This window comes from Streptomyces sp. NBC_01716, from assembly GCF_036248275.1.
Lineage (GTDB): Bacteria > Actinomycetota > Actinomycetes > Streptomycetales > Streptomycetaceae > Streptomyces.
The window spans coordinates 6,455,866-6,471,108 of sequence record NZ_CP109181.1; the positions used below are offsets into that span (position 1 = coordinate 6,455,866).

Annotated in this window: 13 protein-coding genes and 2 pseudogenes; 6 read left to right on the forward strand and 9 right to left on the reverse strand. The window is 71.0% G+C overall.

What is annotated here, in order from left to right:
* Positions 1-27: 27 nt before the first annotated feature.
* The 4 genes from OIE74_RS28440 to OIE74_RS28455 form a co-directional block, all read right to left on the reverse strand.
* Positions 28-588, reverse strand: a complete 561-nt coding sequence (locus tag OIE74_RS28440; RefSeq protein ID WP_329388570.1) for a winged helix-turn-helix domain-containing protein — start codon at positions 586-588, stop codon at positions 28-30.
* Positions 589-989: 401 nt separating this feature from the next.
* On the reverse strand, positions 990-1,901 hold the full coding sequence (locus tag OIE74_RS28445) for a DUF6891 domain-containing protein (RefSeq protein WP_329388572.1): 912 nt from the start codon (positions 1,899-1,901) through the stop codon (positions 990-992).
* Between the two features lie 75 nt (positions 1,902-1,976).
* Positions 1,977-3,125, reverse strand: coding sequence for an ARPP-2 domain-containing protein (locus OIE74_RS28450; protein WP_329388573.1), 1,149 nt, complete (start codon positions 3,123-3,125; stop codon positions 1,977-1,979).
* Complete coding sequence (locus OIE74_RS28455; protein WP_329388575.1) at positions 3,122-4,597, reverse strand: hypothetical protein; 1,476 nt, start codon at positions 4,595-4,597, stop codon at positions 3,122-3,124. The genes OIE74_RS28450 and OIE74_RS28455 overlap by 4 nt, the downstream gene beginning before the upstream one ends.
* A 224-nt stretch (positions 4,598-4,821) precedes the next feature.
* On the opposite strand from OIE74_RS28455, the gene OIE74_RS28460 reads away from it, so the two are divergent.
* Complete coding sequence (locus OIE74_RS28460; RefSeq protein WP_329388577.1) at positions 4,822-5,766, forward strand: Gfo/Idh/MocA family protein; 945 nt, start codon at positions 4,822-4,824, stop codon at positions 5,764-5,766.
* A gap of 45 nt (positions 5,767-5,811) precedes the next feature.
* On the opposite strand, the gene OIE74_RS28465 is transcribed toward OIE74_RS28460, so the two are convergent.
* Together OIE74_RS28465 and OIE74_RS28470 are read right to left on the reverse strand one after the other, a co-directional pair.
* Positions 5,812-6,453 (reverse strand): hypothetical protein, encoded by a 642-nt coding sequence (locus OIE74_RS28465; RefSeq protein WP_329388580.1) that lies wholly within the window; start codon positions 6,451-6,453, stop codon positions 5,812-5,814.
* 193 nt (positions 6,454-6,646) lie between these two features.
* Entirely contained in the window at positions 6,647-7,801 is a 1,155-nt protein-coding gene (locus OIE74_RS28470; protein ID WP_329388582.1) for an epoxide hydrolase family protein, read from the reverse strand.
* Between the two features lie 297 nt (positions 7,802-8,098).
* Between OIE74_RS28470 and OIE74_RS28475 the strand changes: the two genes are divergently transcribed.
* On the forward strand, positions 8,099-8,386 hold the full coding sequence (locus tag OIE74_RS28475; RefSeq protein WP_329388584.1) for a hypothetical protein: 288 nt from the start codon (positions 8,099-8,101) through the stop codon (positions 8,384-8,386).
* Between the two features lie 131 nt (positions 8,387-8,517).
* Here OIE74_RS28475 and OIE74_RS28480 read toward each other — a convergent pair whose 3' ends face one another.
* From OIE74_RS28480 to OIE74_RS28490, 3 genes are read right to left on the reverse strand one after another with little or no spacing between them, the layout of a single operon-like run.
* Complete coding sequence (locus OIE74_RS28480; protein ID WP_329388586.1) at positions 8,518-8,775, reverse strand: hypothetical protein; 258 nt, start codon at positions 8,773-8,775, stop codon at positions 8,518-8,520.
* Between the two features lie 2 nt (positions 8,776-8,777).
* The gene (locus OIE74_RS28485) at positions 8,778-9,368 is read right to left on the reverse strand and encodes a GNAT family N-acetyltransferase (protein WP_329388588.1); all 591 of its coding nucleotides are present in this window, start codon (positions 9,366-9,368) and stop codon (positions 8,778-8,780) included.
* On the reverse strand, positions 9,365-11,287 hold the full coding sequence (locus tag OIE74_RS28490) for an SMI1/KNR4 family protein (RefSeq protein ID WP_329388590.1): 1,923 nt from the start codon (positions 11,285-11,287) through the stop codon (positions 9,365-9,367). The genes OIE74_RS28485 and OIE74_RS28490 overlap by 4 nt, the downstream gene beginning before the upstream one ends.
* A gap of 135 nt (positions 11,288-11,422) precedes the next feature.
* On the opposite strand from OIE74_RS28490, the gene OIE74_RS28495 reads away from it, so the two are divergent.
* The 4 genes and pseudogenes from OIE74_RS28495 to OIE74_RS28505 all read left to right on the forward strand — a co-directional run.
* Complete coding sequence (locus OIE74_RS28495; RefSeq protein ID WP_329388592.1) at positions 11,423-12,256, forward strand: hypothetical protein; 834 nt, start codon at positions 11,423-11,425, stop codon at positions 12,254-12,256.
* A 349-nt stretch (positions 12,257-12,605) separates the two neighbouring features.
* The gene (locus OIE74_RS28500) at positions 12,606-14,348 is read left to right on the forward strand and encodes a ThuA domain-containing protein (protein ID WP_329392472.1); all 1,743 of its coding nucleotides are present in this window, start codon (positions 12,606-12,608) and stop codon (positions 14,346-14,348) included.
* Between the two features lie 309 nt (positions 14,349-14,657).
* Positions 14,658-14,831 (forward strand): annotated as a pseudogene (locus OIE74_RS38685) (hypothetical protein); the annotation flags it as partial.
* An 82-nt stretch (positions 14,832-14,913) separates the two neighbouring features.
* A pseudogene (locus tag OIE74_RS28505) lies at positions 14,914-15,189 on the forward strand (PQQ-dependent sugar dehydrogenase); the annotation flags it as partial.
* Positions 15,190-15,243 lie beyond the last annotated feature (54 nt).

Below are 15,243 nucleotides of genomic sequence, written 5' to 3' on the forward strand. Positions count from 1 at the left end.
GGGGCCTCACACGTATGCCCGAGCCGGCTACGGGGCGTACTTGTAACCGACCCGTCGGATCGTCCGGATCGTCTGCCGGTGCTCGGTACCGAGCTTGCGGCGCAGCCGGGCCACATGCACGTCCACGGTCCGGCCGTCGCCCACGTGTCCGTAACCCCAGACGGTGGTCACCAACTGGTCGCGGGTGTGCACCCGGTGCGGGTGTGCCACGAGATGGGCGAGCAGCTCGAACTCCAGATAGGTCAGCTCCAGGAACCGGCCGTCCACCTCGGCGGTCCGCTCACCGGGGTCGATCCGCACCGGCCCCGTTTCGGTGATCCCGACGGCGGCGGGGGCGGGTGCCGGGGGGTGCTGATCGGCCGGTACGAGGACGAGGTAGCCGACCATCGACGGCCTGCCCGGCAGCGTCGGCAGGGTGTGCGCCGGGGCGGGCAGCCAGGTGGACCCGGGAGGCAGCAGGTCCACGAGCGGACCGGGTACGTCGGGGGCCGGCAGTGGCACGACCTCGTCCCGGTCGACGGCTCGCAGCCGGGTCCGGCCGGAGGGGTGCGGGGTGGCGGCGGGGGAGAAGGGGCGGGAGTTCGCCATGAGGGGTCAGCTCTTTCGCGCGAAGGATGTCGTCGAGTCGACAGGACGGGACGTACGTCATTCGCGACGGCCGAAGGCCTGGAAGCAGGCTTTAGAGGGCCGACGCGTTCCTCGCGCGGCAACACACCCGGTCGAAGTCGTGGTGCTGCCGGGACGGCCAGAACGGCTCAAGGTCGAAGTGACCCGACGCGTCGTGCTGAAGGCTGGCCATGCCCTCATTGAAGCAGACCCAGCCCCACAACAGGAGGCCCTCTCAAGCCTCGATACGGACACCCCGGGGGCCGACGGACCCCGCCCGGCCGCCTGCCGGATACGGGCAGCCTGGTCGGGCCCGTGCCTTTGGTGGGCGTTCAGCCGGTTGGGCAGCGCTCAGCCGGGCCGGCGGGCCGACCCGGCCCCGTTCACCCCAACCGCTTCCGCCAGTCCAGGTTCGTCACGTCTATCGCCGATCCCGGCGAACCGTCCCACTTCACCGACAGGCCTGCGGCCTTCAGCGCCGTCGTGACCTCGTCCCCGACCGCCGTCGTCGTATCCTCCGAGCCGTCGAAGCCTCCGTAGTAGAGCGAGAGCCCGCCCCCGGCCGCCACCGACTCCGTGCCCTGCATGTGGAAGAAGACGAAGCCACGCACCCTCTCCGGGTCCTCGGCCTCCGCGCCGATCTCCGCGAGGCCGCAGCCGCGGCAGCAGGTGAAGTTCTCGCGGGCCACGATGCCGGCCGCGTCCAGCCCCGCGAACACCGACGTGATCCGCTCCGGATCGGTCTCGCCCTCCCACCCGGCCTGTTCCTCCACGCGCTCCAGCCACAGCCGGTCCACGATCTGCTGGGCCTGCGCGGCGGAGACGGGGCGCTCGTCGCCGTCGACCAGCCATTCCTCGGCGTCCTCGGCGAGCTGCTCGCGTCCGTCGTAGCCGCGACGTATCAGTCCGCGTACGTACTCCTCGACCTCTCGCCGCGTCTCCTCGTCCAGCTCGGGCACCGGCTCGGCAGGCGGCAGCTCCACCCGGTCCCAGACCACGCCCGCGTCCCAGCCGGCGTCCTGGCGGGCCCACGCCACCATGATCCGGGTCACCGACTCCGCGTCCGCCAGTTCGGTGCCGAACATCGGGCCGGCCCGCCCGTCCCGGTACTCCAGCGAGTAGCACTCCGCACCCCGCGCCACCTGGATGAAGACGCACGGCAGATCGGGAATTCGGTCCACGACCAGAAACGAGTCGTCGGCATCCCCGATCCGCTCGACCAACACACCGAGCTGATCCGCCGAAATCCGCTCGTATTCCTGCGAGTTCTCTGTTCGCACCCTGATCGCCAGCATGGCCAGCACTCTGGCACAGCCCACTGACAACACCGAAAACACAGCCTTACGGCCCGGCCCCCGCGGCGCGTCACGTCACCGCAGCAGCGTCGCGAAGCCCGCCGCGTGGATGCGGCGCACGATTTCCTCCGGCGTCGTGCCCAACTGGTCCGCCGTCCGCACCAGCTGCCAGTCGTTGTTGGCCAGGCTGTTCAGCAGATGCCCCCGCCTGCTCTGCGCCGGAGAGAGCCGGAACGTCTTCAGGTACGCCGTCCGGCCCTTGCGGTCCGTGATCAGCTCGCCGATGTGCTGCTCGTCGGAGCCGGTACGGAACGGCGGCAGGAAGCGGTACATGTCGAAGGCCCCCATCCGGTAGACACGCTCGAACGCGTACGACTCGCCCAGCAGTTCACGCGCCATGACCGTGTCGTGCGACTCGCTCCACGCCCGCTCCCGCTCCCGCGCCGCCGCCCGCAGATCGGCGAGCGTCGTGATGTACCGCCCGTCGCCGAGGCGCGCGTCGAAGTCCGGTACGGGGCCGCCGAAGTGGCCGTACTGGTAGATCAACTCCCCGTACATGTCCTGGAGCAGCGTCGGATGCAGGGCGCGGTAGTCGTCCGGGTGCGGTACCACGAACGCCGCGGCGAGCGCGTCCGCGACGTACACCATCACCCCGCACTGCCCCGGATGGATCTCGAAGACCCGCAGCGCGTCTGCCAGTCCGGGCACCCCGAGCCCCAGATACGCGGACTCGGAACGCGGCGAGAGGCCCTGCCGCACCGCCTCCCGCGACCACTCCTCCCAGGCGATCGTCGGCCCGCCGAAATGCAGCGCCAGATACCCTTCCATCGCCAGATGCAGCGGCAGGAAACGGCAGCGCCCCACGGCGCCCGCCGCCCCGTCCTTCTTCTTCGGAGGGCGCCGCTTGATCATGCGGTGGTGCCGGTCGACGCCCATCGCCGTGGGGCGCGTGGTGTCCAACTGCGTCCCGTACGCGGCCGACTGCCCGCCTTCCGTCCCGTTCGCCGCCGAACTCCCCCCGGACCAGTCGGCGATGAGGCCGTGCGGGATGTACGACACATAGCGCGTGCCCGGCGACACCAGGACCTCACCGAACCGGTGGTACACCTCCCGGTGCAGCCGGAGCCCCGGCATCGGCTCCTCGCGCACCAGCGGCACCAGCCGGACGCCGCCCCACACCTGCGCCGGGCGCGCGGTCAGCCCGGTGAAGTCGAGCCCGGTCATGTCGCCTTTCCCCCCTCGTACTCGTACAGAAAGCTCTCGATCCGCCGGTCCAGATACGCCTGGAGCTCGGCCAGTCCCGTACGCCCCTCCGCGAACTGCGCGATCTCCACCAGCGCCGGCAGGTCCTCCGCGTCCCGGATCCCCGCCGTCGGCACACTCGCCGCCAGCCTGCGCACGTCGAAGCCGTCCGCGTCGTACACCGGATTGAGATGGACCACCGTCGTCCGCCGCTCCCGGTCCAGCCGCGTACGCCACACCCGCAGCACCTCGCCCGCCAGCCCCGGTGGCGCGTTGTCCCAGCCGTCGGAGACGAGGACGAGCCGCTCGGGGGCGTACTCCAGCGCGTCAACGACCCGCGCCCCCAGCGGCGTCGGACCGTAGGGGCGTACGAGAAGCGGGTCCGTGCGCCCCGATGTCCACCAGGCGCCGTACGACCCCGGCGCCGCGAGCGCCTCCAGCAGGAAGTGCCCACCGAGGGCGACGGCGAGCGGACGGCGGCGCTTCTCGCCGGAGCCGGACGCCGAGTAGCTGTCGTCCAGTACGGCGGCGACCCGCCCCCACGTCCCTGCGTACGGCCCTGCGGCCCGGCGCGCCGCCGTACGCAGCGCGTCCGTCAGTTCCGCGCGCCGGCGCACCCGCTCGTCGATCGTCAGCGACAGAACGTACAGCGCGAGCCTGGTCAGCGGCATGACGGAGAGATCCGTCCGAGCGGGCGCGCCCTCGGCGTCCGCGCCCGCCTCGCGCTGCGTGCGCAGCCGCTCCAGCCGGGTCATCCGGGGCGCGATCCGCTCCACGAACGCCGAACGCCCTACGCCGTGCTTCGCCGCGAATCCCTCGGCGACGGTGAACGGCAGTTCGTAGATCGCGCCCTGCTCGTAGTGGGCCCGGCGGTACGCGTCGAGCAACCGGTGCTCGTAGCGCGGGCGTACGCCCGGCTTGAAGAGGAAGTCGCCCAACTCACCCGCCGCCGGGGCGGTTCCGGTGGCGGTCGCCAGCGGCAGATGGAAGTGCCGGGCCGCGGTCTTCAGCCCCGCGCGGTACTTCACCGCGTCGTGCCCCAGGTCCGGCCGCGCCGCCAGCCAGTCGCGCAGGATCGCGCGGGTGCGCCGGTTGCCGACCTTCGCGGCGCGCAGCGCGCGGAAGAGGCGGTAGACGCGTTGCGGCGGCAGCACCGCCAGCCGGGCGGCGATCAGCCGGCCCTCCGTCCGCTTCTGGTCCGCGCTCGCCTCGCCTGCGGTGCGCAGCAACTGCTCGACGACGCGCGCCGCGTTGTGGTCGTTGATGTCGAGCGCGAGCGAAGCGGCGTACACGGTGCGGTAGTTGACCCGTACGTATTCGTGGAGGAAGTCGAGCGAGAGCCGCTGCTGATACGCCTCGGAGCGGAACTCGCGCTGCCCCGTGGAGGTGACGGCGGCGTTGACGAAGAGCAGCACGTCCTCGGCCGCGATCAGATCGGAGTAGGTCTCCGTCATGCTTTCCCCCGTGCTCCCCGTTGCCCACGTCCTTCGGACATGCTGAAGCCGGCCGGGGCATGGGGGCGCGAACAGCGAAATTATTGCTTCAGAGGCAAGTCCCGGAAGTCGCACCGGAGGCCCGCGGCCGGCCGTCGAAACGTAGCACCGGGGGTCCCGTACCGCGCCACCCAATTCCCGGTCCGCTCTGGGCGGCACGGGGCGCGGGCGGCACACTGATCCATATGAGTCAGCTACGCATAGCACTCCTCGGCACCGGCCCCTGGGCCGAGCGCACGCACGCCCCCGCCATTGCCGCCCACCCGGACGCCGAGCTCAGCGGCGTCTGGGGGAGGCGGCCCGAGGCCGCCGCGGCCCTCGCCGCCGCTCATGACACCAAGGCGTACGCGGGCGGCGGTGACGGAGACGGAGACGGCGGTTCGGGTGCGGGCGGTCTGGACGGGCTCGACGCGCTGCTCGCCGCGAGCGACGCGGTCGCCTTCGCCCTGCCGCCGGACGTCCAGGCGCCGCTCGCGGCACGCGCGGCGGCGGCCGGCTGCCACCTCCTCATGGACAAGCCGGTCGCAACGACCGTGCCCGGCGCGCGCGCCGTGGCGGACGCCGCCGAACGCGCCGGCGTCGCCTCGCTGGTCTTCTGCACGCTGCGATTCGCCGACGAGACCGCGAAGTGGGTCGAGGAACAGGCGGCGCTGGGCGGATGGTTCACCGCGCGCGCCCACTGGCTCGGCGCGCTGTACGGGGCGGGCAACGACAGCCCGTACGCGGACTCGCCCTGGCGCCGCGAGAAGGGCGGCCTGTGGGACGTCGGCCCCCACGCGCTCTCCGCGCTGCTGCCGGTACTTGGCGATGTGACCGCCGTGACGGCGGTACGGACCGAGCCCGACCTCACGCATCTGGTGCTCACGCACACGTCGGGCGTGAGCAGTTCGGCGGTACTGAGCCTGAGCACCCCCGCCAAGGGCGCGGGCGCGGGGCTCGAACTGCGCGGCGAGCACGGCACGGCGGTGCTTCCCCAGGGCTGGGGCGACCCGGCGGACATCTTCGGCACCGCGATCAGTGCCCTGCTCACGGCGGCGCGCACGGGCGAACCGCACGCCTGCGACGTGCGGTTCGGCCTGCGGCTGACGGAGATCCTCGCGGAGGCGGAGGAGCAGCTGACCGGGGCCTGATCCGGTTCTGACCAGGCCCTGACCGGGGCCCGACCGGCGTTGGGATCAGCCCACGCGCTCGATCCGCGCGTTGCGGATCAGGAACTTGCCCGGTTCACGGACCTGTTCGAACGCCGCGTCGTTGAGCAGCGCACAGCTGCCCGACGGCGCGGTGACCTGCACGGTGGTGGACTTGTTGTTGTCGAGGTTGGTCACCTTGAGCGTCGTGCCGACCGGGAACTCGTTGCTCGACGCCGCCGGGGCACCCGCCTCGCCGGACAGCGTGACGGTCGATCCGGCACAGACGACCTCACCGACCTGACCGGCCTGGCCCGCGCCGGCGCCCGCGTCTTCACCGGCGCCCGCGCCTGCCTCTTCGCCCGCGCCCTCGTCACCGGCCGGCGGCGCCGGAGGTGCCGCGCCCGTGTCGCTCGCGCCCACCTCGCACCCGGACGCCGCCTGCTTCCGCTTGATCTCCTCGATCACGTCCTGCCGGTTGGCGATCCGCGCCTCGGAGAGGGCGTCCGGAGCGGCCCGCTGGCCGTCGATGAAACGCTGGTTGTTGCCGAGGGCGGTGTTCAGCCCGTCGCACTCCACCGAGGCCTGGCTGGTGCCGGTCATGGCCACCGCAGTACCTCCCACCAGCGCGGCCGCGCCGACGAGCAGGGCGATCTTCTTCTTCGGGCTGAACGACTTCTTGCGCGACACGTGGGGGCTCCTGTCCCCGGCCGCGGGGGCGGCCGGATGGGTTCCGTGTGCCGTTACGTACGGGCGCCGGGCCCGTACTGCTCAACCGCCCCGCCACCAACTTCCGTAACCCCGGGCAGAGTTCCCCAACCCGAAGGCGGGCGGACGGGTGTCGGCCTGTCCGGCCCGCACCCCCGCCCGCCTCGGGTCCGCGTCAGCCCCCGGACCTCAACGGCCGGAAGAACACCCGCAGTTCGTCCGCCACCTGCTCCGGCTCCTCGTGGGCCATGAAGTGGCCGCCGCGTTCCGGCGTGTTCCAGTGCCGCAGGTCGACGCAGAGCCGTTCGGTGATGCTGCGGGGCAGTCCCTTGAACGCGGGCTCATTGCTCAGGGTGACGGCCGCCGGCACCTGGATCGTCGGGACCGGCTTGTTGAGCGGGTAGTCGTAGTACTGCCGGAAGGACGATCCGATGCTGCCGGTCGCCCAGTACAGCGTGGCGACCGTCAGCAGTGTGTCCTTGTCCCAGCGGCTCTCCAGATCGCCGTCGCAGTCGCTCCAGTCGCGGTACTTGTCGATGATCCAGGCCAGCAGCCCGGCGGGGGAGTCCGCCAGCGCCGCCGCGATCGTGTCGGGCCGGGTGCACATGATCTCGCTGTAGCCCTGGTCGCCGGTGTCGTAGGCGCTGAGATGGTCGAGGTACGCCTGTTCCTCCGGTGTCGCGGGGTGCTCCTCGAAATCCGTCCCGATCACGGCGGAGGTGAGGTGGATTCCGGCGACGTGGTCGGGGTACAGGGCGCCGATCCACTGTGTGACCCCGCCGCCGATGTCGCCGCCGAAGGCGCCGTACCGCGCGTACCCGAGGGTCCCGGTCATCAGCTCGTGCCAGACCTCGGCCACGCGCCTGCGGGTGAACGGCCCGTCGGGCAGCGCCGAGTAGAGGAAACCGGGCAGCGACGGGACGATCACGTCGAACGCGTCGGCCGGGTCCCCGCCGTACGCCGCCGGATCGGCCAGCCGCTCCGCCGCCTTCAGCATCTCCACGAAGCTGCTGGGCCAGCCGTGCGTCATGATCAGGGGCAACGGCGCGGGCGCTCCCTCGGCCCGCCTGCCCGGAACATGGACGAAGTGCACCTGTCGGCCCGCGACTTCGGCGACGCGGTGGTCGTAGGTGTTGAGGGCGGTCTCGGCCCGCCGCCAGTCGAACCCGTCCGCCCAGTGGGCGACGAGCTCGCGCAGATGGCCGGGGTCGGTTCCCGACCGCCAGAAGGTGCTGTCGGACGCCGTGGTGAAGAGCGTGCGCCTCAGCCGGTCACGCAGGTCTTCGAGTACCTCGTCGGATACGGAGATCCGGAACTGCTCGGTGGTCATGTCTTCCTTCGCTCAGAGAATCTGTCCGTGGGTACGGACGTCTCCTGGCGCGCGGGTCAGACGGACGCGACGGCCAGGAGGGCCCGGAAAGTTCGGTTGCGGCACATCGGGCTCCACCTCCTCGCGATACGTAGTGCGCCGGACTGTACAGGAGCGGTCGGACCCTGTCCCCGGGATATCTGGGCCGAGGGCTCCCGCTTCCCCTCAAACCCCGTCTGGCCAGGGGCGATTGTCAGTGGAGGGCGGTAGAATTGTAAGTGTTCGTGAGGGTTCCACCACTGTGCCGGGAGGTCGCTGATGGCCGTTGCCACTATCACGACGAAGCTCTTCGACATCACACAGCCAGCCGCCAAGTCCGTGCAGCGCAAGCCACTGCCCGCGGGACAGCCCCGTGAGTGGTACGAGACCCACAACCGCCGTCTGAAGGCCATGCGCCTCGCCATCGCCCTGCTCGACTCAGGCGTGTATCACCCGTCGAACGCGAACAACCGGAGGATCCGTTCGACGGCGGCGCTGATAGGCATCCACCCGCCGTCGGACACGACGTGCCGCATGGTGCGCGCACTGATCCGCTACGGCCGCTGACGGCCGACAAGACCGAGAAACCGAGAAGACCGAGTACAGCGACACAGCAGGGCACCCGCCCCCGCCGATCAGACGGCAGGGGCGGGTGCCCTGCCGTCTCTGTCGCGCTCGACGCCAACACTGCCGACGGCTCAGGCAGCGGGGGCCTTTGCCGCTCGGCCGGTCCAGGCGGAGTCCAGGGCGCGGATGAGGACGCGACGCCATCCGGGCGGCGCGGACGCCTCGCGGTTGGCGGTGCCGGCCATCCAGAGCAGGCAGAACAGGTCCTCGCCGGTGAAGCCGGGGTCGAGAGAGCCTTCCCGGTGGGCCTGGCCGACCAGGTCGTGACCGAGGGAGCTGGAGACCGCGCAGGTCTCGACCAGGGCGGTCGCCTCGGGGAAGCGCCGCATGATCACCGGCTTGGCGTTGTCCGCTGTGCCGATGTTCCCCGAGGCCGGAGGAGGCCGCGCAGCCATCTCACCTCGCCGTCGTGCCACTCGTCGGTGGGCTCCAGACCGGCGTTGCGGGCGACGGCGTTCGATGCCGCGTGGTCGGGGTGGACGTAAGCCGCGATCTCGCGCACCGTCGTGCGTCGTTCGAGCCAGCCCACCAGCCCGCGTGCCGCCTCGGTGGCGATGCCCCGGCCCTGCATGGCGGTACCCACGACCCAGGCGATGTCCGCGACGAGCCATGGTTCGGTCCCGGGGCCGGCCGGGCCGATCGTCGCCTGGACCGTTCCCGCCAACTGCCCCTGGTCGCCGTCCTCTTCATCCTCCCGGAGCCGGATGACCCAGTTGCACCAGGAGACAGCGGGATCGGAGGGGCCGGCGGCCATGCGCGCGCAGCGCGAGGTCAACTCCTCGGCGGTCGCCGGCTCACCCCCGATGAAGCGGTGCAGCCCCGGGTCGGACAGCACCACGGCCATCTCCTGTGCGTGCTCCACCCGTTGCGGCACCAGCAGCAGCCGCTCGGTCCCGATGACTTCGGCCTCGATACGTGTCACTGTTCGCTCCGTGGCGCCGGAGTCCGGTGTCGTACGAATACCAGCCGTTGCTCGCCCGGACCCGGCGGCCTGATCCACGGCCCGGTCATGACCGCGTGCAACCGCCCGTGCTGGATCGCGAAGCGCGGCAGCGAGAGTCCGAAGGTGTCCGCGACAGCGGTGAGTATGCGCCGCTCGCCCGCCCGCCGGTCCTCGCCCTCCTCCTCGCCCTCGGGGAAGAAGAGGCGCGGATCGAGCGCCTCCGGAACGTCCCCCCTCCGGTCCGTCACCCCGCCGCGCGCGGTGAAGCCATAGCGCTCCTGGCCGTCCTCGCAGTAGGAGAAGTGAAAGGTGTCCGGGAACGCCTCGGACGTCTCGCCCTGAATCTCGCACCACACCAGCACCGACCGGCCGCCGCCCCGTGAAGCCTTCTCTCCCATCGGACTTGCGCGCTTCGGCTGGAACGTCTCCGTGCCGTCCCTGAACGCGAAGCTCCAGCGGCCGCCGCTCCCCTCGGGGCCCTCCGCCCCGCAGAAGCCGACCCGCTCGGGCGCCTCCCGCGCCATTCCGTGCCAAGGGCGGGTCTCCGCCTGGTTGTGCGGGGGCAACAGCGAATCGCCGCCCAGCCGTTCTGCCAGCTCCCGCGGAGAGAGCCCCTCGGCGAGCACGAAACGGTACGAGTGCTGACGCCGCGCCGGATCGGCCAGCCACGCGAGCCCGTCAGGCACCGTCTCTTCGAGGGGAGGACCCACCAGCCCGGCGTGCGCCGCCCGCCCCGCGCCCCGTGGTGTCGACAGGATCCGTCGCCCGCGCTCCGGCGTCACGAGCGGCCCGAGGATCGGATCGGCGAGCAGCCCTATCGGGGCGAGGTGATCGTCCTCGTACGGCTCCCATTCGGCCAGCGCCGCCTCCATCGTGCGCCAGGCACCGTCGGTGTCACCCCAGCGCGCCTGCTCACGCGCCGCGACGACCGCCTCGCCGAACAGGCCCGGCGACTCGTACGCGTAACTCCGCTCACGGATCCGCTCCAGCAGCTCCGCGCCCCCCGCCCGGTCGCCCTCTTCGAGCGTCCTCAGGAACCAGTCCCCGTCATTCCCGCTCCGGACGTCCTCCAGCGCGGCCAGCGGCGTGAACTCCTTCCCGACCAGCGGGTCTTCGAGCCGGCCCGCCGCTCGGTAGTACTCGCTGCGGCCGAGCATCGACGTCAGCTGGACATACAGCTTCCGGGCGCGCGGTCTGCCGTGTCTCATCGTTTCGGCCAGCGTCTCCACCTGCCGGTCGACGTCCTCCCCGGAAAGACATGCCATGCGCGCCCGCTCCAAGGACGCGTCGAGTGCACGTGTCGTGTCATTGACGAAGCCGGGGTGAGCGCCGTTGTCGCCGTGGAACTCCACGTACTTCTCCCGCATGAACGCGCCGAACGACTCGTACCTGTCCGGATACTCGCCCGAGTAGCCCCGGTAGATATAGAGCGCCCATTCCCCGTCGTCGTTCACATCGCCGGGGTCGAGCAGGACATCGGTCATGTCCGAGTCGACGGAGAGCTGAAGGGCCCTGCTCCACATCCCCGCCACCAGGACCTCCTGGGCCGAGGAGTGCGTGGTCAGGGATTTCTCGTAGCTCTCCTGGAAGCCGAAGTGATCCCTGTGCCAGCGGACCCCCTCGCTCGTCCCCAGCAGATAGATCCCGCCCCCTGCTCGCCGCCAGCCGTCGGACACCGCCAGAAACGAGCGGTACGACGGCGGCAGCGTGGCACCGAGCCGCCGCTCCAGCCCGGTGATCCGCTCCTCGTCCAACGGCGGGAATCCGAGCCCCGCCTCGACCGTCTCTTCGAACCGGCCCTCTTCCCCGTCCTCCTCCGCTTCCTCCCTCGTACTCGGCGCGGCTGCCCACTCCGCGTTCCACCGCTCCAGGAAAGGTCCCCACCCCAAGATCTCCATGTCACTCATAGTGACACCGACCACTGACAATCGAAGGACCCTCAGCCGAGCCACCGACCCGCCTGCCACCACGGACCAACCATGGACCAACCACCGACCGCGGGGTTGTCAGTGGCAGGTGCCAGAATCTTCATCATGTCTCTCGCCGACCTGACTTTCGACCGCTGGCGCGCCCTGGACAGGGACGCCGCGCACCACCACGCGCGAGAAGCCGTACAGCGGGTGGACGGGCGACTTGTCGACTTCGACGGCAGCGCCCACCTGGGCGGTTCTCTGTATCGCGCGGTGATCGAGCGCGAGGGGCAGCGGTTCGCCCTGATACCCGGCGGCGAGGTGCGGGTGGGGTTCGACCTGGACGGCTGGCGGCCATTGCCGGAACAGCTCGACTCGTACCGGACCGAGAGTCTGGCCGGTGGGTTCGGTTTCGACGACGACCTTGTCGACCATCTCGCGCGGTATCTCACCCCGAGGCGTTCGGTCACGGTGCCGACCGTGCTGATGGCGGTGGAGCCGGAGGAACTGCCCGAGGAGGGCGGATCCGTCGCGGAATCCCTCGCGGAGCGTGGTCTGCGGCTGCCCGGTCCGGATGAGTGGGAACACGCCTGCGGGGCGGGCGCGGAGACGCTGTTCCGCTGGGGGTCCGCCTGCCCGCTCGACCTTTACCCGTTCGGCGAGGACAGCGCGGCCGAAGGTGACCGCGACCGCCCGGCCGACCTCCGGCACCGGCCGAATGGTTTCGGGCTGCACATAGCCCGGGACGTCTACGAGTCGGAGGTGACGTCCGATCCGGGATCGGTCTACGGCGGTGACGGCGGCGAGGCGGTCTGCGGTGGCTACGGCGCCTTCGTCAGCTGGCTGCCCCTGGCGACCGCCAACCGCAACCCCGGTATGGCCGAATTCATCAACGGCCCCGAGGGCGAGGACATGAGCGACGAGTTCGGTGTCCGTCCCGTCCTCGACCTCCGCTGAACGGGGCGCATGTTCGGTCAAGGCCGGCCATGACCCTCCACCGCGCGAAGATCCGATCATTCGCGCTGGCCGATTCCCGTACCCCGCACCGGTGTTGAGGGCTGTCCTTGCCAGGGGAGAGGCCGAGGAGCGTTCAAGGGGGACATTTTGTCATGGAGGAAAACTAATCTTCGGATAGTTCAGCGCCGACCCTTGACCCCCCTAGACCTCCGATGTTCACTACGCCTGACGATGCCGCCGCCTCGTCGCCAATCACCGCTTCGCTCAGCCAGCGCCCTCGCGCGCCCCGAGAGAGGACCGGATAGTGCGCACTGTGTCCCGCGCCCTGATCGCGCTCGTCCTGGCGGCCATGTCGCTCGTCGCCGTACCGCAGGCCCCGCCCGCCGAGGCTGCGCCCGCCTCGGCCGGCGGCCCGGCCGCGGCCAACGCCAAGCTCCCGGCCGCGGCCCCCGCCCCCGCTCCCGCCGCCCCCCTCACCAAGGTCCTGGTCTTCTCCAAGACCGCCGGATTCCGGCACTCGTCCATTCCGGCCGGGATCGCCGCGGTCCAACGGCTCGGTACGGCCAACGGGTTCACCGTCACCGCCACGGAGGACGCCGGCGCGTTCACCGCCGCCAACCTCGCGCAGTACCAGGCGGTGGTCTGGCTCTCCACCACCGGCGACGTGCTCAACTCCGCGCAGCAGAGCGCCTTCGAGTCGTACGTCGCGAACGGCGGCGGTTACGTCGGCGTGCACGCCGCGGCCGACACCGAGTACGACTGGCCCTGGTACGGCGGCCTCGTCGGCGCGTACTTCGCCTCCCACCCCGCCACCCAGCAGGCCACCGTCAAGGTCGAGGACCGCGCGTCCGTCTCCACCTCGCATCTGCCGCAGCGCTGGACCCGTACCGACGAGTGGTACAACTACCGCGCCAACCCGCGCTCGGCGGTGAAGGTGCTCGCCGGCCTGGACGAGACCTCGTACTCCGGCGGCACCATGGGCGACCATCCGATCACCTGGTGCCAGGACTACCGGGGCGGCCGCTCCTGGTACACCGGCCTCGGCCACACCGACGAGTCGTACGCGGACCCCGCCTTCACCACCATGCTCCTCGGCGGCATCCAGACCGCCGCCCGCGCCAAGGCCGCCGACTGCCGCCCGGAGACCGGCTACACGCCGCTGTTCGACGGCAGCCAGGCCAGCCTCGACAAGTGGCGGCAGGCGGGCGCCGGCAGTTTCAGCCTCGCCGACGGCACGCTCTCCTCGGTCGGCGGCATGGGCCTGCTCTGGTATCCGGTGACCCCGTTCGCCAACTACTCGCTCAAGGCCGACTGGATGATGCCGGGCGACGACAACGGTGGTGTCTTCATCGGCTTCCCCGACCCGCAGGGCGACCCCTGGAAGCCGGTCGACCTCGGCCACGAGATCCAGATCGACGCCTCCGACGGCGACCCGACCCCTACCACCGGGAGCGTCTACAGCTTCCAGGCTCCCGACACGGCGGCGCGGGCGGCGGCGCTCAACCCGCCCGGGACCTGGAACAGTTACGAGATCGCGGTGCACGGCCGGCACGTCGAGATCTGGCTCAACGGCGTGAAGATCAACGACTACACCAGCAACCGTGACATCGCGCTGGGCCACATAGGTCTCCAGAACGACGGCGCGGGCCTGGACATCAACTACCGCAACGTCCGTATCAAGCAGGACGGCGCGCCGGCCACCGATCTCGCGCGGGGCAAACCCGTCACAGTCACCAGCGTCGAGCCCGGCAGCACCCACGTGGGCGCCAACGCGGTGGACGGCGACTCCGCCACCCGCTGGGGCAGCGCGTACGCCGACCCGCAGTCGATCACCGTCGACCTCGGCGGCGTCCATACGCTCCAGCGGGTCCGGCTCAACTGGGAGACCGCCCACGCCTCCGCGTACACGGTCCAGACGTCGACGGACAACGTCACCTGGCGCACCGTCAGCACGGTCACGGCGGGTGACGGCGGTCTCGACGACATCGCCGTGAGCGGCACCGGACGGTACGTACGGGTCCACGGCACCACACGAGCGACGCAGTACGGCTACTCCCTCTGGGACCTGGCCGTGTACGGCACCACTCAGTAAGCGGTCACCACACGATCGACCCGCCCGGACGACCTGGGGCGTGACAGCACCTCTGTCGCGCCCCGGGCCGTCGGGGCGCCCCCACACCCGCGAACGGCCCCTGGAGGTTCCGTGTTGTCGCGCGCTGTCGCCCACCTCACCGCCCTGTTAACCCTGACCGCACTTCTGCTCGCGCCCAGTGCCGTGGCGGCCGACCCGGAGGCCGGGCAGAGACCCGCCGCCACAGGGGCCGAAGCGAAGGACCGGAAAGCCGCAGCCCCGCCGCCCACCAGCGGCTTCGAGAAGGTCAAGCTCGACGGCGGTCTCGGCATGGGCGAGCCGATCGAGCTCGCCGTACTGCCCGACGGCAAGGTCCTCTACATCAACCGCGGCACCAGCGCCGCCGGCGGCCAGGTCCGGCTCTACAACCCGGCCACCAGGTCCACGACGGTCGCGCTGACCATCCCGCTGGACGCGCGCTTCGAGGACGGACTCATCGGCATCACCCCGCACCCGAAGTTCGCCACCACCGGCTGGGTGATGCTGTTCTACTCGCCCAAGAGCACCCCGCACGTCGGGCAACGCGAACGATCTGCGCGGCAAGATCAACCGTATCCATCCGGAGGACAACGGCACGTACACCGTCCCCGACGGCAACCTCTTCGCCAAGGGCACCGCGGGCACCCGCCCCGAGGTCTATGTGATGGGTGTACGCAACCCGTACCGCGTCTGGGTCGACAAGAAGGCGAACAACACCCTGTACTGGGGCGAGGTCGGCCCCGACGCCGGAGCGACCATCCCCGCGCGCGGCCCGGCGGCGTACGACGAGTTCAACCGGGCGACCGGCCCCGGCAACTACGGCTGGCCCTACTGCGGCGGTCCCAACACGGCTTACAACGACTGGGACTTCGCGGCC